Raw genomic sequence first — 19,654 nt, forward strand, 5'->3', positions numbered from 1 at the left:
ATCAAAAAAATCATCCTAAAAAAATAATATGGGTAGTTTATAAACAAAAACCGCCTCAAGGAAAATGAGACGGCTTCCATATTTTTACCAACGATTTCCGCCTCCGCCACGGTTGTTACCATAGCCTCCGCCTCTATTGTTGTTGTTACCATAACCTCCACCTCTGTTGTTATCGAAGCTTCTTCTTGGCTTCTCTTCTCTTGGCTTAGCTTCAGATACGTTTAGAGTTTTTCCGTTAAATTCTTTTTGGTTAAGAGCTTCAATAGCTTGCTTTCCTTCTTCATCACCCATTTCTACGAAACCGAAACCTCTGGAACGACCAGTTTCTCTGTCTGTAACGATTTTAGCTGATGATACATCACCAAATTCTGCGAATAGATCGTGCAACTCATACTCTTTAGTTGCGTAATTGATGTTTGAAACAAAAATGTTCATTTTAAATAAATTAAAAAATTAATAAAAATTTGGTATATAAAAGAAAAACAACATAAATTAATGAACAAATATTGATTCCAAATATAAACGTATGCAAGATACAATTAAAAATTTCAAATCAAAGCTTTTTTTAAATATTTCTCACATTATGTTGAATCTAAAAACAAAAAAAGCACACAAAACAAGTTTAATCAATTGATATACAATTAATTAAACAAAAATAAATTTTATTATAAAATTAGTTAAAAATTTAAAACAAATGCTAACGTTGAGCCCTCAAAATCAAGTTAATATGATATACAACATTCTATTTATCAACTTCCTTACCGCCCTATTCTTCATAAAATTTTAAAACCTGAACCTAAATATGAAACTATACACCACAAATTATACCAACACACTCATTGAAGCTGCCGAAGATTGTCCTGTTTTCCGGGCGCAGATTCCTCCTGAAAAGAAGGAAAAAACACTCGCCAATCTGCAATATGAGAAACTTATAAAAAGTCCTTATCAATATTCTTCCGATGATCTAATTTTTGAATGCTATGCCATTAAAAATGAAATTTCAGAAAACGAAAAAGAGGATGAAAGGAAAAAGTTCTTTTCCAAAGGCCAGCCTTGCCTCCGTTGTTCTCCTTTAGCGAAAAAATATGGATTTGGATTCCATCATAATATAGAAGGGAAAGTTGCTCTGGTTGCTATAGAAAGTGAAGAATATCAAATATTGCTGAATGATTCTTCGATAGCAAAAACGAAAGCCATGCGTTCCAAAAGAAAATGATTGAGAAAATGAATGATTCTTTTCAGATCAATAAATACTATTCTTTTGAAAAGATCAGCTTTTAACACTAAATTTGTACTGCAAATTATTAAAAGATATGAACTACCATACCAGAAAATGGGTAAAACCCGAAGACTTAAATCCCAATCATTCACTTTTCGGAGGAAGACTTCTTCAATGGATTGATGAAGAAGCTGCACTTTATGCTATCATTCAGTTAGAAAACACAAAAGTAGTCACAAAATTTATTTCTGAAATCAACTTTGTCAGCTCAGCCAAACAAGGAGATATTATAGAAATAGGAATTGAAGCTACTCATTTCGGATCTTCTTCTATTACTTTAAGATGTGATGTAAGAAATAAAATGACTCATCAAACCATCATTACTGTAGAAAGAATTGTTATGGTAAACCTTAACGAAGAAGGCAATCCTGCTCCTCATGGCAAAACCCAGATAGAATTCGTAAAAGACAGGTTAAACAACAGCCTATGAAGATTTTCATAAAGAATATGGTCTGCAACAGATGCATTGCGGCAGTAGAAAATATTTTCCGTAGTGCAGATGTAAAGACAGCTAATATCTTACTGGGAGAAGTAGAAACGGAAGCTGATGTTTCTCCTGAAAAAATGCAGATCATAGAAAAAGAACTGCTTGATACAGGGTTTGAAAGAATTATGGATTCTGCTCATCAGACTGTGGAAAAAATCAAAAATCTGATCATTGTCAAAATAAGCGACCTTGATATCCCGGAAGACTTTCTGCTTTCCGAATTTTTAAGTTCAAAACTTCACAAGGATTACAGTGCTCTTTCCAAAACATTTTCTCAAAACGAAAATATCACACTAGAGCAATTCTTCATTCTTCAGAAAATAGAAAAGGTAAAAGAACTTCTTTTATACAATGAATTCAATCTTACTGAAATTGCAGGAAAGCTTGGTTATAAAAGTGTACAACACCTTTCTTCCCAGTTCAGGAATACAACAGGATTCACTCCTACGGAATTCAAAAAACTCAAAGAACACAATCGTAAAGCGCTTGATAATCTATAAGTTTGAGTGTTTGAGCGTTTAGGGGTGAAAGAGTTAAATATTCCTATCTCACTTACAAACTCTCAAACGCTCACACAATACAACTCTCAAACCCTCTTACTCTTATACTCTCCCACTCTCAAACTCTCTCACTCCACCTAATTTTATAACTATTATCCTTAAATTTATAACAACCTTAGGTTTCCATTTTGGAAATTTGTACTATAAATTTAAGAATCATGGAACAACAGTATAAAATACTCGGAATGACCTGTTCCGGCTGCCAGAAAAAAATTTCCAATCAACTGAACAGTGTTGATGGTGTTAAAGCCGATGTAAATCTGGAAAACAATACCGCAACCATCACTTCTGATCATGGAGTGAAACTTTCGGTATTAAATGATGCCCTGGCAGAAATAGGAAAATACAGACTTGAAGATCCAAGCCATCCTGAGACAGCATTTGTAAAACCTCAGGACCGCGTATCTCCGTCTTCGGTATACTATTGTCCAATGGAATGTGAAGGAGATAAAGTATATTTCAAACAGGGCGAAAGATGTCCTGTCTGCAAAATGTATCTGGTTCCTATTGAAGAAAAGTTGGCTAAAGATCCTAATCACAAACCAACCTATTCATCAACCAACCTTCCTGAAAACTTTAAAGATAGTATCGGGAAGCATTATTGTCCGATGTTTTGCGAAGGGGATAAAGTATACGATGAAAAAGGCAGCTGCCCTGTTTGTCATATGGATTTAGAGCCAATTACTGAAGAACTTGCTCAAAAAGCAAACTCACATCAGCATCACGCTCATTCCCATTCTCACCACCATCATGATCACAGCCATCATCATGAAACCCCTAAAGTGACTGATGAAATGGCAGGCAGATATTACTGTCCGATGTATTGTGAAGGCGACAAGACTTATGATTCCAATGTAGGATGTCCCGTTTGTGGAATGGATCTTGTAAAATATCCTGAAAAGAAAACTGCAAAATACACCTGTCCTATGCATCCGGAAATCATTCGTGATGAACCGGGAGACTGCCCGATCTGCGGAATGGATCTCGTAAGAATGCCTGACAGCAGTGATGATGATGAAGATGAAACCTATACTCTATTAAAAAGGAAATTCATTACTTCATTAGCATTTACCATTCCTGTTTTTATTCTTTCAATGGGTGGAATGTTTATCAATTTCCCTTTCTCTCATCAGATTCAGGGATTTATTGAACTTGCATTAACCCTTCCGGTGATGTTTTATTCCGGCTGGTTCTTATTGAAAAGAGGATGGGTTTCCTTCAAAACATGGAACCTCAATATGTTCAGTCTTATTGCTCTGGGAGTTGCTGCAGCATTTATTTTCAGTATTGTTGCCCTGATATTTCCAGACATTATTCCACATGAAATCCGTGGACATAATCATGAAATCCCTTTATATTTTGAGGCGGTCTGTGTGATTTTAACCCTTGTTATTTTAGGTCAGCTGATGGAAGCGGCAGCTCATAAAAAAACAGGCAATGCCATCAAAGAATTAATGAACCTTTCACCTGATGAAGCCAACCTTATGGTAAATGGTGAAGAAAAGAAAGTTCTGCTTTCTCAGGTAAAAATAGGAGATTTATTAAAAGTAAAACCTGGTGAAAAAATTCCCGTGGATGGAAAAATCACTGAAGGTAATTCTATTGTAGACGAAAGTATGATTACAGGAGAACCTGTTCCTGTTGAAAAAAATGTAGATGACAAAGTATCTTCCGGAACCATCAACGGTAATCAGGTATTTATTATGAAGGCGGAAAAAGTAGGTGACGAAACCTTGCTTTCCCAAATCATTAAAATGGTGAATGAAGCCAGCCGCAGCAAAGCTCCTATCCAGAAACTTACAGATAAGGTTTCAAAAGTATTTGTCCCTGTGGTAATTCTTATTGCTGTACTTACTTTCATCCTGTGGCAGTTTTTCGGTCCGGAAGGAAAAAGAACTTTATTTGCTTTCGTAAATGCGGTTGCCGTTTTAATTGTGGCTTGTCCTTGTGCCCTTGGGCTGGCAACTCCAATGTCCTTAATGGTAGGAATAGGAAAAGGTGCTAAAAACGGAATCCTTATCAAAAATGCGGAAGCTCTTGAGCAGATGAATAAAGTAAATATTTTGATTACTGATAAAACAGGAACTTTAACAGAAGGAAAGCCTTCCATAGAACATATTGAAACCGTAAACGGAGACCGGAATCATATTTTAAAACTTGCTTTTTCTTTGAATCAAAATTCTGAACATCCACTTTCCAATGCCGTAATAAAAAGAGCAAAAGAAGAGAATCTGACGGCTGAAAAAGTAGACCAGTTTGAGAATATCTCCGGAAAAGGAGTGAAAGGAAATATCAACGGAAAAACAGCTTATCTTGGAAATGAAAGTCTCCTGACCTCGCATCAGATCATGATTCCTGACAGCTTAAAACAGAAAGCTGTAGAAGTTCAGTCTAAAGCCCATACGATTTCCTATATTGCACAGGATCATCAGGTGCTGGGATTTGTAAGTTTTACAGATAAAATCAAAGAGAGTTCCAAAAAAGCTGTTAAACAGTTGATGAGTGAAGGAATAGACGTCATCATGATGACCGGAGATAATGAACATACCGCCAAAGCTGTTGCTGATGAATTAGGAATTAAACATTTCAAAGCCAACTGCCTTCCTGAAGATAAACTCAATGAGGTAAAGAAACTTCAACAGCAGGGTAAAATTGTAGCGATGACCGGAGACGGAATCAATGACTCTCCTGCCCTTGCACAATCTGATGTGGGAATTGCTATGGGAACAGGAACAGACGTTGCGATTGAAAGTGCTGAGATCACTTTATTGAAAGGAGATATCTTAGGCGTTGCAAAAGCAAAGTTACTGAGTGAAAAGCTTCTCAAAAATATTAAAGAAAACCTGTTCTTTGCTTTCATTTATAATGTTTTAGGAGTTCCGGTAGCTGCAGGGTTATTATATCCGTTCTTTGGAATTCTTTTATCACCAATGATTGCAGCTGCAGCCATGAGCTTCAGTTCATTATCTGTAATTCTGAATTCATTAAGATTAAATTCCGTGGATCTGAATATTAAATAATAGAAATCTTTACAAATAAAGAATAAAAGCAGCCCGTTCATAAGGCTGCTTTTTTGTATGTTTAAAGAAAGTAAAGTCTCAAATACCCCAAAAACACTCTTGTCAAAAAAAGATTGTGTTAAAATAAAAATAATTCCCCGTAAAAGGAAATTGCAATCATCTCAAAGAAAATAGAGAAAAACAATCGGTTTCATATTTATAAATGTTAAAACATAAAGAAAACAAAATCATAAATTAACAATCCATCAGCTGATGGAAATACGCTTTAAAATAAAGTTCTTAAAATAAACTTAAAAAGAAAAATAACTGCACAGCTTGGCATATAATTTGTTAATTTTCATCTGTTATTTTTAACGATTTTTAACAACTTAAACTCCATTATTTTTATGAGAAAAATTTTTGCGGGAAAGTCTAAAAATATGACTTTTCTCGGGATGGTTGTATTGATGAGTACAACTTCGGCTTTATTGAACAGCTGTAATTTCAAGAATGAAGTGAATAATGACCCCGTCGTCAGTTCACAGGAACATCCTTCCGCAGAAATAGTCTCCAATAATATGGATGATGAAAGCGTAGATCCGGATAAAAGAGTGATCTACCTTACCTTTGATGACGGACCTAATCAGGGAACCGAAAATCTTTTAAAAATCCTGGACAAGAGAAATGTTTGTGCCACTGCGTTTCTGGTAGGGAAACATGCTTATGGAAGTAAAAAACAGAAGGATGATCTGCTATTGCTTAAGCAAAATCCGTTGGTAGAACTTGCCAATCACAGTTTCTCTCATGCCCACAACAAATACACAGATTTTTATAAAAATGCTGATGCTGTGGTTCACGATTTTGATATCGCCAAAGACAGTTTGAAGCTTACCGATAAAATAGCAAGAACTCCCGGAAGAAATATCTGGAGGCTCAACAATATCAATGTAACAGATATTAAAAGTTCCACTTTAGCAGCAGATGGCCTTAAAAAAGCCGGTTATAAAGTAATTGGCTGGGATCTTGAATGGAGACCTTCTCAAAAAATGACTTTAAAAGGAAGTCATGAAGCCATGATCAAGAAAGTAGACAGTATTTTCCTGAACGACCTTGAGAAGACTTCAAGACATCTGGTATTCCTTACTCACGACCAGTATCTGAGAGATGCAGACTCTATCAATGAACTGGATATGTTTATTGAAAAATTACAGAAGAGCAACAAGTTTGTGTTCAGAAAAATCTCTCAGTATCCTAAGATCAATGAGGTCCTGAATTAATTTTACAGTAAAAGTACCGTGTAAAATGTATTCATAACTGGCAACTGTCAGGGAATTTTCGGAAATTTGCATCTATGAGTATTAAAGAAAATTATAAAGCTATAAAAGACCAGCTGCCATCAAATGTTCAGCTGGTTGCTGTTTCAAAAACACATCCGGCTTCCGCAGTACAGGAAGTATATGATCTCGGGCAAAAGGTTTTTGGAGAAAATAAAGTACAGGAACTGATGGAAAAAGCTCCTCTTCTTCCTCAGGATATCCAATGGCACCTAATTGGTCATTTACAGACCAACAAAGTGAAGTACATTGCTTCTTTCATAGATACCATACAAAGTGTGGATTCTGAAAAATTATTGACAGAAATCAATAAAGAAGCAGGAAAGCACAACAGGAAGATTAAAGTTCTTCTGCAAGTAAAAATCGCAGCAGAAGAAAGTAAGTTCGGACTTGAAATTTCTGAAGCGAAAGATCTTTTCCAACAATCTATTGAAGGCAATTTTCCCAATGTGGAAATTAATGGTTTAATGGGAATGGCAACATTCACAGATGATGAGCAGCAGGTTAGAAATGAATTTTTAACCCTGAAAAAGCTTTTTGATGAATTAAATCAATTAAAAACATTAAATACCTTATCAATGGGGATGAGTGACGATTTCCCGATAGCGATCGAGTGTGGAGCTAACTCTGTGAGGGTTGGATCTGCCATTTTTGGGAAAAGAGACTACTCGAAATAGAATATTTAGGTACAGTTTTTGCTAATAATTGAAACAAAAAATTTAAATTTGCAACTATGCAAAAAATCCTTATAGTAGAAGACGAAAAAGCAATCTCGGGAGTACTTCACAGTATTCTTTCGGATGAACTAACCGATTATGAATTTGTTATTGCCGAAGACGGCCTTGAAGGTTACAAACAGGTAGAAAAAGAAGATTTCGCCCTAGTGATTTCTGATATTAAAATGCCTAAGCTTTCAGGAACTGAGCTTTTGAAACAAAGTCTTGCATTAAAACCAGAAACTACTTTTATCATGATCTCAGGACACGCAGACATTGATTCCGCTGTTTCCTGTTTGAAAGAGGGCGCATATGATTTTATCTCCAAACCCATTGATATCAACAGACTTATTACAAGTGTGAAAAATGCATTGGTGAAAGAAACCCTGAAGAAAGAAAACAAAAATCTCCAGACTGAAAATAAAACTTTAAAGAGAAAAGTAAGTAAAAAATACCAGATGATCGGTACCTCTCCTGCTCTTCAAAAGATCCAGGATATGATTGAAAAGGTAGCTGCTTCTGATGCCAGAGTTCTGATCACAGGACCTAACGGTGCAGGAAAAGAGCTGGTTGCTCATGCAATCCACAATCAGAGTGAGCGTGCAAGAGGCCCTATGATAGAGGTAAACTGTGCTGCTATTCCATCTGAACTTATTGAGTCTGAACTTTTCGGACACGTAAAAGGATCTTTTACAGGTGCTATTAAAGATAAGCAGGGAAAATTTGAGCAGGCCAATGGCGGTACCATCTTCCTTGACGAGATTGGAGATATGAGCCTTATTGCTCAGGCTAAAGTATTGAGAGCGCTACAGGAAAGCAAAGTTTCTCCTGTGGGAAGTGATAAAGAAATCAAAGTTGACGTAAGAGTAATTGCGGCAACCAATAAAAATATGCAGAAAGAAATTGAGGAAGGAAAATTCAGAGAAGACCTTTACCACAGACTTTCTGTTATTGAAATCTATGTTCCACCGTTGGATGAAAGAAAAGAGGATATCAAATTATTGGTTGAACATTTTTCTGGTATGATTGCTGATGAACACGGTACTTCTGCGAAAAAGTTTGAGGATAAAGCTATTGATGCTTTAAAAGCGCTTTCATGGACTGGAAATATCAGAGAATTAAGGAATGTTGTAGAGAGGTTGATTATTCTTGGTGGAAACACTGTTTCTGAAGGTGACGTTGCAAGTTTTGTAAGGAAATAATAAAGCTATTATTGACAATATATAAAAATTTGCAGTGTTCCACTGCAAATTTTTTTTTGATCCAATTTGAATTATAAACTATATGAATCTTAAAATATTATGAACTTTTTAAACAAAAATTATACAAAAGAATACCTGACTTTGGCTCTGCCTGTAATGCTTACTCAGGTGGGGCAAGTTTCAGTAAACTTATTCGATAATATTATTGTCGGACAACTTTTGGGTGCCGATGCACTGGCATCTGTTTCATTGGGGAATGCTGTATTCTTCTCCATATTTGTATTAGCATTAGGCTTTTCATTTGCTATCCCTCCATTGGTTTCGGAAGCACATTCCAGAGAGGATCATGCTACGATCAATTCTGTATTCAGCCACGGTTTTATTATCAATATGTCTGTCGGAGTAATCCTGATGGTCATTCTCCTTTTGGGAATGCCACTCCTCTATCATTCCGGACAGCCTGCCAAGATTATTCCTGATACGGTAAGCTTCTTAAGCATAATGGTAGTCAGTATGATACCAATTATGGCATTTCAGACGCTTCGTGAAGTTTCTGAAGGTCTATCCTATACCATTGGAGTTACCAAAGCAACCATTATTGCCAATATCATCAATATTGCTTTAAACTATGTCTTTATCAAAGGGCTTTGGGGAATTCCGGCAATGGGCGTACAGGGATCTGCATTGGCAACCTTGATTTCCAGAATTTTCATGGTGGTTTTTCTTTATTTTGTTTTGGTAAAAGAAAAAAGAACAAGACGTTATATCAAAGATTTTTCTTTAAAAATTCAGGATTTTTCAAAACAGATGTTTGATAAAATGGTGAGACTTGGATTACCTACAGCTTTACAGATGTTTTTTGAAGTAACCGCTTTTGCCGGAGCAGCATTTATCTGTGGACTGATTTCTGCTCACGATATTGCTTCTCACCAGATTGCTTTAAGCATGGCTTCATTTACCTTCAATTTATGCGTAGGGTTCAGTGTTGCTTCTACCGTAATGATTGGTAGAAAACTGGGTGAACAGAATTTTGTTGAATTGAGAAAAGTAGGAATCAACAACCTGAAAATCGCCTTTATTTTCATGTGTATCTGTGGATTGGTATTTATTTTAGGCAGAAACATACTCCCGACTTTCTTCACGAAAAAAGAAGAAGTGGAAGTTATTACCCTGGCTGCAAAACTCATGATTATCGCTGCTTTATTCCAGCTTTCTGACGGAATTCAGGTGACCGCTTTAGGAATGCTGAGAGGGTTACAGGATGTGAAAATCCCTTCTATTTATACCTTCATTGCCTATTGGGTAATTACTATTCCTTTAGGATATTTCTTGTGTGTTACTTTAGAGATGGGCGCATTCGGAATGTGGATCGCACTTGGACTGGGATTAACAGTCTCCGCTGTTTTCCTGGTAAAACGATTCCTGAATATGTCTGCGAAAAGAATTAAGCAGAATTCATAAAAACAAAAAGGCTGTTTCAATATTTGAGACAGCCCTTTTTATATTCGTTAATTTACAACAGAACAGTGAGCTATGCCCTTTCTATATATTTATATAATTATGCATATTTTCTAAACACGAATAGCACAAATTACATTCACAAATAGACACAAGCTTATTTGCTTTTCTGTTCAATTTAATCTATCCTCTTCCCTAAGATCTTTAAACTTCTCTCCACACCATCTAAGATTGCAACATTAGGAAGGCTTCCCCAATCTTCAAATCCAAAGTGTCTGAACAACTTCAAACTTGGTTCATTATGAAGAAAAATAAGCGCTACAAGGTTTTTTACTCCAAATTTTCCAGCGTTATCAATGCAATACTGAAGAATGGTTTTCCCATACCCTTTTCCTCTGGAGGTTTCGTCCAGATAAATGCTCACTTCTACAGTACCATTGTAAGCCGCTCTTTCATGGAATGAACTGAAACTTACCCAACCAACGGTTTGCTTCTGGTCATCTTCAACTACCCAAAGAGGTCTTGTCTGAGGATTATGGTCTTCAAACCACTTTAGTTTGCTTTCTACAGAGACTTCTTCCATATCTGCAGTGACCATTCTTGAAGCAATAGTTGAGTTGTATATGGCTACGATTTTATTTAAATCTGCCAACTCAGCATTTCTGAATTTTAATTTTTCCATGAATATTGGATTCAACTTATTCTCATGCAAAAATACTAAATTTTAAAAACACCCCTGTAAATTTTATATATTTTATCCAAATTTTAATATTAAAATAGAAAAACCCCTTAAAATAACACCAACATTCACACCTATATCAATGTTTTGTTTTTTTTTGAATACGCAAAGGTGCAATAAGATTGAAGGCTAGAATATTTTTAAGACGCAAGGATTTTATCTCCGATAAAATTGAATACGCAAATATTTCCGTTCAGAGATTATGCAAATTTTGCAGATTGTTATGGAAAAATCTGCGCAATCTCCTCAATCTGCGAGAAAAATAATCGTAATTTCATTAGCATATTCAACAAAATTATTTCAAATCTTTTAAAATTCTATTTAAACTTCTTACCGCAATTCCAAGATAAGCCGCCATATCTTCTTTGGAGATCTGAATATTCTGCTTAGACTGCATTTGAAGCAATTGTTTTAAAGTATGTTCTACCGTATAGAGTTGCTGATAGGAAGCTCTGCTGGATGTATTAATAATTCGTTCTGCAAAAGACTCTAAAAGAAGATTGTTCAGCACAAGATCATTTTTAATTAAAGATTTAAAAGCGGGAATCTTTATAGCATATACGGTAACTTCCGTGAGCGCTTCAATACTGCATAAGCAATTTATATTCTTGATAAGCTCCACTTCTCCTATCACTTCACCACTTCCCAGAAATTCTACAATGTATTCTTTTCCGTTCTCTTCAACGAAATAACATTTGACAATGCCTTCTTTAATCAACATAACATGAGAAAGCTGATGATCCTGTACCAGTATTTTATCCCCTGCAGAAAAAGACTTTACTATAATATCATCACTATCATTCTGCTTTTCATACAGTTCATCCAGATAGTTTAAAAATGTCTGATTCGTTCTTAACATATTCATCCGGGACAAATGTCCTTTTCTTATTGAGTTTTTATATTGAATTTTGTGGACAGAAAATTACAAAACAAAAATGAATAATCATATTACTACGATTGCCTTTGATGCAGATGACACGCTTTGGATCAACGAACCTTATTTTCAGGAAGCAGAAAAAGAATTCTGTATGCTTCTTGAAGATTACCTTCCACAACATTCGGTATCACAGGAATTGTTTACAACAGAAATGCAGAATCTTCATTTGTATGGCTATGGAGTAAAAGGATTTATGCTGTGTATGATTGAAACCATCAGTAGAGTTTCTAATAATACAGCTTCATTAGAATTGGTCAACAAAGCTATTCATCTGGGTCAGGAGCTTCTTCAGAAACCTATAGAATTATTGGACGGTGTTACCCAAACCCTTGAAAGTTTAAAAGGAAAATACAGACTGGTTGTTGCCACAAAAGGCGATTTACTGGATCAGGAGCGTAAACTGAAAAATTCAGGGTTACAGGATTATTTCCATCATATTGAGATCATGAGTGACAAAAAAGAACTCGATTACAAAAAGCTTTTGAAACATCTGGACTGCCAACCTGAAAACTTTCTGATGCTTGGAAATTCTATTAAATCAGATATTCTGCCGGTATTAGAAATCGGTGGATCTGCCGCTCATATTCCTTATCATGTCACCTGGAGTCATGAACAGCATGATGTTAACCTGGAGCATCCAAATTTTATGGAGCTTAAAAGTATTAATGAAATTCTGAAGCATCTTTAAAACCACAGTTAAATCTTTAGTGAGCATGACTTATTTATGCCTTTTTGTCATTATTGATTTTCTTGGAATAAAAATTGACTTTACCTAGTTGTTACTTGATATAAGATTGAGAAGTCAATCGAAAGTCAGGATTGCCGAAGAACCCATTTGCAAAGGATTAGTTAGAACCTTGATGGTTGTCCTAATCACTCTTTCAATGAAGTGTTCTCTGTCAATTTCGTTTGATGCCATTGTGTATGATAAACACAAACCCACTGAAACGATGGTATCAAGCTATTTATATAGCAGAGAAAGGCAGCAATCCCAAGCCAAAGTGTTAAAAAATGTGAAAGTTCAAAAAAACTTGCACAGGTCGTAAAAAACCTTAATTTTGAGTATAATGGAAAGAACATCCCAATTTCAACCACAGGATGGCAAAGTGACAAATATCAATGCAATTTCTTGCGCCCATAATTTAAGACTTAAGATTTTCCTTAAGTGCGCGCTCGATATAAGATTGAGAAGTCAATCGAAAGTCAGGATTGCCGAAGAACCCATTTGCAAAGGATTAGTTAGAACCTTGATGGTTGTCCTAATCACTCTTTCAATGAAGTGTTCTCTGTCTTAAATGTAAAGTTTATCATACGGACATATTGTCATTCAAGGGTCTTTGCAATACAGAAATATGAAAGCAAAAACTAATAAAACATTATTAAAAAAAATTTCCAAACCTAAAGCATTAAAAAATGCTTGGGATAGACTAACAAAATTCAATAAAGATTCACACGGATTATCTGGTGAAACCATTGAAAGGTTTAGTCAAAACTTAGATGATAAAATCTTATCAATTTCAAAAAAATTAAAAAATAATAGCTATCTTTTTAGCCAGACAAGAGGTGTCCTCATTTCAAAAAAAAATAAAAATTCTTTTAGACCACTCCAAATTCCAGAAATTTCTGATAGAATTGTTATCAAAGCAATTGCAATTGAATTAGAAGCCATTTTTAAATACATTTTAATGCAAAGCAATGGCTATAGCTTTGCATATCAAAAAGATACCGGAGTAAAAGATGCAATGTTAAAAGTTGAAGAATATTATAACTTAGGTAATAAATATGTATTGGAAGCAGATCTAGTTAATTTTTTTGGAACAGTTAATAAAAATGAATTATTAGAAAAAAAAATATACCCTAATCTTCCTGATAACAGTATTAATTCTTTAATAAATGATGCACTAAATCAAAAAATAGGAAATCTCTCTGATTTTAAGCCCGAAGAAAAGGTTTATTTTAATGGAATCGAAAATGGAATACCTCAAGGTAATGCATTATCTCCTTTATTTTCGAATATATACTTTTCAGATTTTGATCAAAAGATCATTGCAGATAATTATAATCTAATCAGATATGCTGACGATTTTGTAATTCTTTCTAATACAAAAAGAGAATGCAAGGAAGCATATCAGAAATGCAAAACTTATCTTGAAAATTTAAATCTAGAAATTCATTCTTTAGAAAAAAATGATAAAACAAAAATAACTGACATATCCAAAGATGGCTTTACGTTTTTGTCAGTTACTTTTGATGGAAAATCTTTATACCCTTCTATTGACAATTTCAAAAAATTAGAGGATAAGATATGGGAGCTAAATAAAGGTAAAATTGAGCTAAACCTGTTTAATTTTCTAGAAAAAATTAAAAATAAGCAAGATGGGTGGGTTTCAGCTTTTATATATACTGATTTAAATAGATATTCAGCTCGGCTTGACAACATAATCAATAGGGTACTTTACATAAAATTAGAAAGAATAGATTGGAAATTAATGAAAAGTAGATTGGATAAATTGCCTAAAGATTATAGATCAAGAACAATGTCTCCATATTGCCTAAATCAAAGACAAAGATCCAATTCAGGAATTCCCTTAACTAGTTTTTTAATATCAGAAAAAATTCAAAAGATCAAAGCTAAAGAAGAATTAAACAAAGAAAAAAAAATTGCATAAAAAAACTCGTCTATTAAGACGAGTTTTTTAATTATTTCTTCAAGCACTTTTCAAGGAACTGATCCTGTTCCCATAAAAGGTGTAAGATGTTTTCTTTTGCCTGGTATCCGTGGGCTTCTTTTGGAAGTAGAACCATTTTTACCGGAGCTCCCAGATTTTTCAGTGCCTGGAAGTATCTTTCTGTCTGCAAAGTAAATGTTCCAGGGTTGTTATCTGCATCACCGTGAATCAGAAGAAGCGGCGTCTTCATTTTGTCCGCATGCATGAACGGAGACATGATGTTGTAGATTTCCGGAACATCCCAATAATTTCTCTGCTCACTCTGGAATCCGAATGGTGTCAACGTTCTGTTGTAAGCACCACTTCTTGCAATTCCACATGCAAAAAGGTTAGAATGTGTCAGAAGGTTTGCCGTCATAAATGCACCGTAAGAATGTCCTCCTACAGCCACTTTCTTTCTGTCGATATATCCTAAATGATCTACAGCATCAATAGCAGCTGCTGCATTGGCTACTAACTGAGGAATAAAGGTATCATTAGGTTCTGTTTTTCCTTCACCGATAATCGGGAAAGCAGCATCATCAAGAACGGCGTACCCTTTCGTCGTCCAGTATACAAAAGACCCGTAGTAAGGGAATGTAAAATCGTTAGGGTTTTGGGTATTTTGCCCTGCAGTATTTTTATCTTTATATTCTGTAGGGTAAGCCCAAATTAACAGAGGAAGTTTATCTTTTTTTGCTTTTCTGTCATAATTGGCAGGAAGATAAAGAGTTCCCGTTAAAGTAACACCATCATTTCTTTTGTAAGTAATTACTTCTTTGTAAACGTCTTTGATACTTTCAAAAGGATTGGCAAAGTTGGTTACAGCTTCTGCTTTGTTAGATTTAATATTCTTTTTAAAGTAATTAGGGTATAGGCTTGGTGACTGCTGAGTAGTAAGAATTTCACCTTTTGATGCATTAAGAATATCAATGATTTCTTCTTTACCATTTTTTACATTCGAAGTGTATAGTCTTTTCTTTTTCAGGGATTTTACATCCATTTCATCAATAAAAGGATGCTGTCCGTCTTTGGTAAATCCATCTCCGATCAGGTAAGCTTTTCCGCCCTTCATATCAATCACATATCTTCCGTACTGATTTTTTGTAGTGTTAAAATGTCCGGGATCACTGTAAACATCCTGATAATTTCTATCATCAAACACTTTAGATTCTCCATTATTGGTATCTATCAGGTAAGATTTTGTATTTCTTGTGTCATACCAGCCTTCAGAAACAATGGCATAATGATCATTGGTCCAAACTACATCATCATATCTCTGCTTGGTTTTAAAGAAAGATTTAGGAGCCGCTATAAAGGGAGCTTCCCATGTAAATATCTCATCTCTGTACTCTGCAGTTTTAGACTGATCTCCTCCATCCAAGGCTTCAGCATAAGTAAGTGTAGCAGGAGCATCACTTCTCCAGGCCATATCTCTTTTTCCGGTTCTTACAGAAGAGAATCCTTTTGGCATAATTTCATTCAAAGGAACTTCATTCACTGTTTTCACTGTGTTTCCTTTCATATCATACACTACCGTTGTTGACGGAAATCTGTTAAGCGGAACAATATAGGAGAATGGCTTTTTGATCACGGTAGCCAACAGGTAATTTCCGTCCGGAGAGAAACTCAATCCGGTATACATATCCTGGTCTTTTAATTTCTTAAGATTTCCTGTAAGATCTACATTATAAATTTCAGAAGCTGTAAGCGTTTCAAAGTTCTTTTCGTCCTGAGGATTTTTCAAAAGATCCTGATACGTTCTGTTTTGAGAAACTTTACCATCTGCTGTTGAAACAATCGGGCCTGTAGGAAGATCCTTGCTTGCATCTATCAGAGCGGGTCTGTTTTGTGGAAGTGTTCTGATCAGGAAGCTTTGAGAGTCATTATACCATACATAAGGTATTCCTAAATTGGCATTCAGATTATCAGTCGTAATTTTTTTAGCAGTGGCTGTTTCCATATCCACAATCCATAATTCTACACCTTTAGCTGTTGTATTGGTAAAAGCCAGTTTCTTTTCGTCCGGTGAAAAGGAAACGTAAGCAATTTTTGGATTAGAAGGCAGGTCTTTTACCTGAATCTCATTTTTATCATTGATCTTTCTGATCTTCAGATTATTGGAGTAGGTCATGCTGCTTGAAATATTAGTAACCGGATTAATTCTAAGTCCGCCAAGCTTCATTTCATTCTGACTGAGGTCCTCCAATGTTTTATATGTAGGGCGATAAGTAAACACTACCCAGTCTTTTTTGCTGTTCATCAGAACACTTGGAGGTCTTTCATAATCTGCCAGTTTTAAAATCTCAGCAGAAGGTTTCTGATACGTAATATTTTCCTGTGCATCATAAAAATTGAGAAATGCCAGAAGGCAAATAGTCAGTTTTATCTTCATATAAATTCATTTTCTACGAATGTAGTGAATTTTAAAAGAATTTTAACATTGAAAAATAAGACTCCTTTTGGTGTCATGTTTATTTTTTTATTACATTTATCTTACAAATTAAAATAATATGAAAAATTTAAAAAAATTATCAAAAGGAAATTTAAAAATGATTAACGGAGGAAGTGCTCCATTATGTGATGCAGGCTTTATGGCTTGCAGAGTAAGGGATGAAAACGGAGCCCTGATTTGGGAATGCTTACCTAACTGTAATTATTAATAACAGAAAAGGCACTTCATTTCCTGAAGTGCCTTCTTTATTTTTTATGGTTGTAAAATTACCAGTCTGAAGCTCTTTTTCTTCTTTCAATCATATGATCTACTGAAACTTTTCCAGCTCCAATTACCATCAATAAAAGATAAACAGAAAGATAAATAAGGCTCATTTCTCTTTTTTCGAATGGATCTGCTCCATGAACTACAAAACCTGCAATGATCATTGTAAAGATTAAAAATCCCAGAGCAACTCTTGTAAAAAGCCCCAATATCAGGAGTATTGAACATACAAATTCAGCAAAAACCGTAAGAATCAGTGATACCTGCGGTCCTAATCCCATAAAATCAAAAAACTCTATTTTACCTCCTGCCAATAGCATCTGAAGCTTTGGAAAACCATGAGAAAGCATAGCAAAACCAACAAACACTCTTACTGCCAGTAAAATAATATCTTTAGGTATTGAGCTGAAATTTGAATTATTATAGTTCATGTACTAAAAAATTTATACTAAGGTAGTAAAAAATCTTTTAATACAACGGGATTACAAGCTATTTTAGTCTATCTGTAACCGAAATTTTTAAGATCCCTGTCGTTCTTTCTCCAGTCTTTTTTCACCTTTACAAAAAGGTTTAAATGAATTTTTTTGGTGAAAAACTTCTCAAGGTCTAATCTGGCTTCAGTTCCAACTTTTTTAATCGCTTCTCCTTTGTGCCCGATAATAATTCCTTTTTGGGTATCTCTTTCTACATAAATAATAGAGTCTATAAAGATAATTCCTTCTTTCTCCTTGAACTGTTCAGTCACAACTTCTACAGAGTATGGAATTTCTTTATCATAGTTCAAAAGAATTTTCTCACGAATTGCCTCATTAACGAAAAATCGTTCAGGTTTGTCTGTGTACTGATCTTTATCGTAGTAAGGCGGATTCTCAGGAAGCAAAGATTTTATTTTAGGTAAAATAACTTCTGTATTGAAAGCATTCAATGCAGAGATAGGTAAAATCTCAGCCTTTGGAATTCTGGTATGCCAATCTTCTACCAATTTTTCAAGACCTGCCTGATCCGTCTGGTCTACTTTATTTAATAAAAGAAGTACAGGAACAGGGATTTTATTCAATTTATCAATTAAAAATTCTGATGGTTCTGCTTTATCGGTAACATCTACAATAAATAGAAAAACGTCAGCATCCTGCAAAGAATCTTTTACAAAATCCATCATTTTCTCCTGCAGTCCGTATTTTGGATCCAATACTCCCGGAGTATCAGAAAATACAATCTGAAGATCATCTTCATTATAAATACCAAAAATTCTGTGGCGGGTTGTCTGAGCTTTCTGCGTTACAATCGCCAACTTCTCTCCCATCAATTGGTTAAGCAAGGTCGATTTTCCCGCATTGGGCTTTCCAACTATATTTACAAATCCAGCTTTGTGCATAAAAATAATATTACGAACTGCAAAGTTAGTAAAACAAAACTGGTCTTTACAGTTAATCTTGATTTTTAAAGAAAAAAGAGAGTTATATTGTGAAATACAGGATTGTAAAAGCTCAAACCACCCCGTCAAAAATTCTTTGAATTTTCGCCACCCCTCCAGAAGAGGGGAATTTTGCTCTTTCCTTGGTAATTTTGACGATAAATAAGTTGAATCCGGAATAATTTTATTACAATATTTCTGATAAAAAATATCTGATAATTTTGTATTGCATTACTTAAAACTGATATTTTTGACTATTAGAATTCATCTTTATGAATATAGACCAGATTCTTGATAAGGTTTACCTTCTTCCTGAGACCTCAAAAAACAGTTTAAAAGAGTATATCACCGAAGTTTCCCATCCTAAAGGCTTTTGTCTGATGGAAGCTGATAAAGTGATTCCTTATCTGTATTTTATCCGGAAAGGGATTGCACGTGCTTATTCTTCAACAGCTGACAATGATATTACTTTCTGGTTCGGAAGCGAGGGACAATGCATTCTCTCAATGAAAAGCTATGTGGAGGACAAACCCGGTTATGAAAGCATCGAATTACTTGAAGACTGCGAGCTGTACAGAATGGAAACAGAAAATCTAAGAAAACTGTTCAATGAAGATATTCATATTGCCAACTGGGGACGAAAGCTGGCAGAAGCAGAGATGATAAAATCCGAGGAACTGATTATTTCAAGACAATTCAAAACGTCTCTGGAACGTTATAAAGATATTATTAATTATCAACCTGACTTACTTAAAAGAGTTCAGCTCGGCTATATTGCGTCTTATCTTGGAATTACGCAGGTGAGTTTAAGTAGAATTCGGGCGGAGATTAAATAAATTTAAAGATTTAAGAATTGAAATATTTAAAAATTCTTATGTTTCGGCTAAAGCCTGAGGTATGATTTTTTATATAGAGCGAGCGGACTAAAGTCCGCCCCTATTGATATTGATATTGATATTGATATTGATATTGATATTGATATTGATATTGATATTGATATGTCTGCTGTTTTTCATCCAGCTCCCATCTTCCCTCCTTTAAAACTATTCTCAATTTCATTTTTTAACAATTGTAAAATTTTTTCTCCTGTCAAATTCTGAAA

18 protein-coding genes are annotated in these 19,654 nt (G+C 34.8%); 12 read left to right on the top strand and 6 right to left on the bottom strand.

The window, feature by feature from the left end; translation table 11 throughout:
• Positions 1-84: 84 nt before the first annotated feature.
• Positions 85-435, bottom strand: a complete 351-nt coding sequence (locus tag NK356_RS18600) for an RNA-binding protein (RefSeq protein ID WP_034696719.1) — start codon at positions 433-435, stop codon at positions 85-87.
• Positions 436-802: 367 nt separating this feature from the next.
• Here NK356_RS18600 and NK356_RS18605 point away from each other — a divergent pair, with 367 nt between their 5' ends.
• The 8 genes from NK356_RS18605 to NK356_RS18640 all read left to right on the top strand — a co-directional run bounded on the left by NK356_RS18605 (position 803) and on the right by NK356_RS18640 (position 10,038).
• Complete coding sequence (locus NK356_RS18605; protein ID WP_034696720.1) at positions 803-1,216, top strand: DUF6157 family protein; 414 nt, start codon at positions 803-805, stop codon at positions 1,214-1,216.
• Positions 1,217-1,313: 97 nt separating this feature from the next.
• Positions 1,314-1,709 carry an acyl-CoA thioesterase gene (locus tag NK356_RS18610; RefSeq protein WP_034696721.1) on the top strand — a complete coding sequence of 132 codons (396 nt, stop codon included), beginning with the start codon at positions 1,314-1,316 and terminating at the stop codon, positions 1,707-1,709.
• Positions 1,706-2,266, top strand: coding sequence for an AraC family transcriptional regulator (locus NK356_RS18615; protein WP_253317699.1), 561 nt, complete (start codon positions 1,706-1,708; stop codon positions 2,264-2,266). Before NK356_RS18610 ends, NK356_RS18615 begins: the two co-directional genes overlap by 4 nt.
• 218 nt (positions 2,267-2,484) lie before the next feature.
• The gene (locus NK356_RS18620; RefSeq protein ID WP_253317700.1) at positions 2,485-5,346 is read left to right on the top strand and encodes a heavy metal translocating P-type ATPase; all 2,862 of its coding nucleotides are present in this window, start codon (positions 2,485-2,487) and stop codon (positions 5,344-5,346) included.
• A gap of 386 nt (positions 5,347-5,732) precedes the next feature.
• Positions 5,733-6,602, top strand: a complete 870-nt coding sequence (locus tag NK356_RS18625; protein WP_034696724.1) for a polysaccharide deacetylase family protein — start codon at positions 5,733-5,735, stop codon at positions 6,600-6,602.
• A gap of 74 nt (positions 6,603-6,676) precedes the next feature.
• Positions 6,677-7,336, top strand: coding sequence for a YggS family pyridoxal phosphate-dependent enzyme (locus NK356_RS18630; RefSeq protein WP_034696725.1), 660 nt, complete (start codon positions 6,677-6,679; stop codon positions 7,334-7,336).
• A 56-nt stretch (positions 7,337-7,392) separates the two neighbouring features.
• A complete protein-coding gene (locus tag NK356_RS18635; RefSeq protein WP_034696726.1) occupies positions 7,393-8,577 on the top strand; it encodes a sigma-54 dependent transcriptional regulator in 1,185 nt (394 codons plus the stop codon).
• A gap of 99 nt (positions 8,578-8,676) precedes the next feature.
• Positions 8,677-10,038, top strand: coding sequence for an MATE family efflux transporter (locus NK356_RS18640; RefSeq protein ID WP_253317701.1), 1,362 nt, complete (start codon positions 8,677-8,679; stop codon positions 10,036-10,038).
• A gap of 175 nt (positions 10,039-10,213) precedes the next feature.
• Here NK356_RS18640 and NK356_RS18645 read toward each other — a convergent pair whose 3' ends face one another.
• A complete protein-coding gene (locus NK356_RS18645; RefSeq protein ID WP_034696728.1) occupies positions 10,214-10,717 on the bottom strand; it encodes a GNAT family N-acetyltransferase in 504 nt (167 codons plus the stop codon).
• A 352-nt stretch (positions 10,718-11,069) separates the two neighbouring features.
• On the bottom strand, positions 11,070-11,633 hold the full coding sequence (locus NK356_RS18650) for a Crp/Fnr family transcriptional regulator (protein WP_253317714.1): 564 nt from the start codon (positions 11,631-11,633) through the stop codon (positions 11,070-11,072).
• Between the two features lie 76 nt (positions 11,634-11,709).
• Between NK356_RS18650 and NK356_RS18655 the strand changes: the two genes are divergently transcribed.
• Together NK356_RS18655 and NK356_RS18660 are read left to right on the top strand one after the other, a co-directional pair.
• A complete protein-coding gene (locus NK356_RS18655) occupies positions 11,710-12,399 on the top strand; it encodes an HAD family hydrolase (protein ID WP_253317702.1) in 690 nt (229 codons plus the stop codon).
• Between the two features lie 664 nt (positions 12,400-13,063).
• Positions 13,064-14,380: a reverse transcriptase domain-containing protein gene (locus tag NK356_RS18660; protein WP_253317703.1), complete on the top strand. Its 1,317-nt coding sequence runs from the start codon at positions 13,064-13,066 to the stop codon at positions 14,378-14,380.
• A 31-nt stretch (positions 14,381-14,411) separates the two neighbouring features.
• On the opposite strand, the gene NK356_RS18665 is transcribed toward NK356_RS18660, so the two are convergent.
• Positions 14,412-16,814: a S9 family peptidase gene (locus NK356_RS18665; protein WP_253317704.1), complete on the bottom strand. Its 2,403-nt coding sequence runs from the start codon at positions 16,812-16,814 to the stop codon at positions 14,412-14,414.
• A gap of 118 nt (positions 16,815-16,932) precedes the next feature.
• Here NK356_RS18665 and NK356_RS18670 point away from each other — a divergent pair, with 118 nt between their 5' ends.
• Positions 16,933-17,082 (top strand): hypothetical protein, encoded by a 150-nt coding sequence (locus NK356_RS18670; RefSeq protein WP_156106471.1) that lies wholly within the window; start codon positions 16,933-16,935, stop codon positions 17,080-17,082.
• 58 nt (positions 17,083-17,140) lie between these two features.
• Here NK356_RS18670 and NK356_RS18675 read toward each other — a convergent pair whose 3' ends face one another.
• Together NK356_RS18675 and era are read right to left on the bottom strand one after the other, a co-directional pair.
• Positions 17,141-17,569 carry a DoxX family protein gene (locus NK356_RS18675; protein ID WP_034696730.1) on the bottom strand — a complete coding sequence of 143 codons (429 nt, stop codon included), beginning with the start codon at positions 17,567-17,569 and terminating at the stop codon, positions 17,141-17,143.
• A gap of 68 nt (positions 17,570-17,637) precedes the next feature.
• Positions 17,638-18,513, bottom strand: a complete 876-nt coding sequence (gene era, locus NK356_RS18680) for a GTPase Era (RefSeq protein WP_034696731.1) — start codon at positions 18,511-18,513, stop codon at positions 17,638-17,640.
• A gap of 311 nt (positions 18,514-18,824) precedes the next feature.
• Between era and NK356_RS18685 the strand changes: the two genes are divergently transcribed.
• On the top strand, positions 18,825-19,388 hold the full coding sequence (locus NK356_RS18685) for a Crp/Fnr family transcriptional regulator (protein ID WP_034696732.1): 564 nt from the start codon (positions 18,825-18,827) through the stop codon (positions 19,386-19,388).
• The last annotated feature ends 266 nt before the right edge of the window (positions 19,389-19,654 follow it).

Origin of the sequence: Chryseobacterium sp. S0630 (assembly GCF_024158915.1) — a bacterium.
Classification (GTDB): domain Bacteria; phylum Bacteroidota; class Bacteroidia; order Flavobacteriales; family Weeksellaceae; genus Chryseobacterium.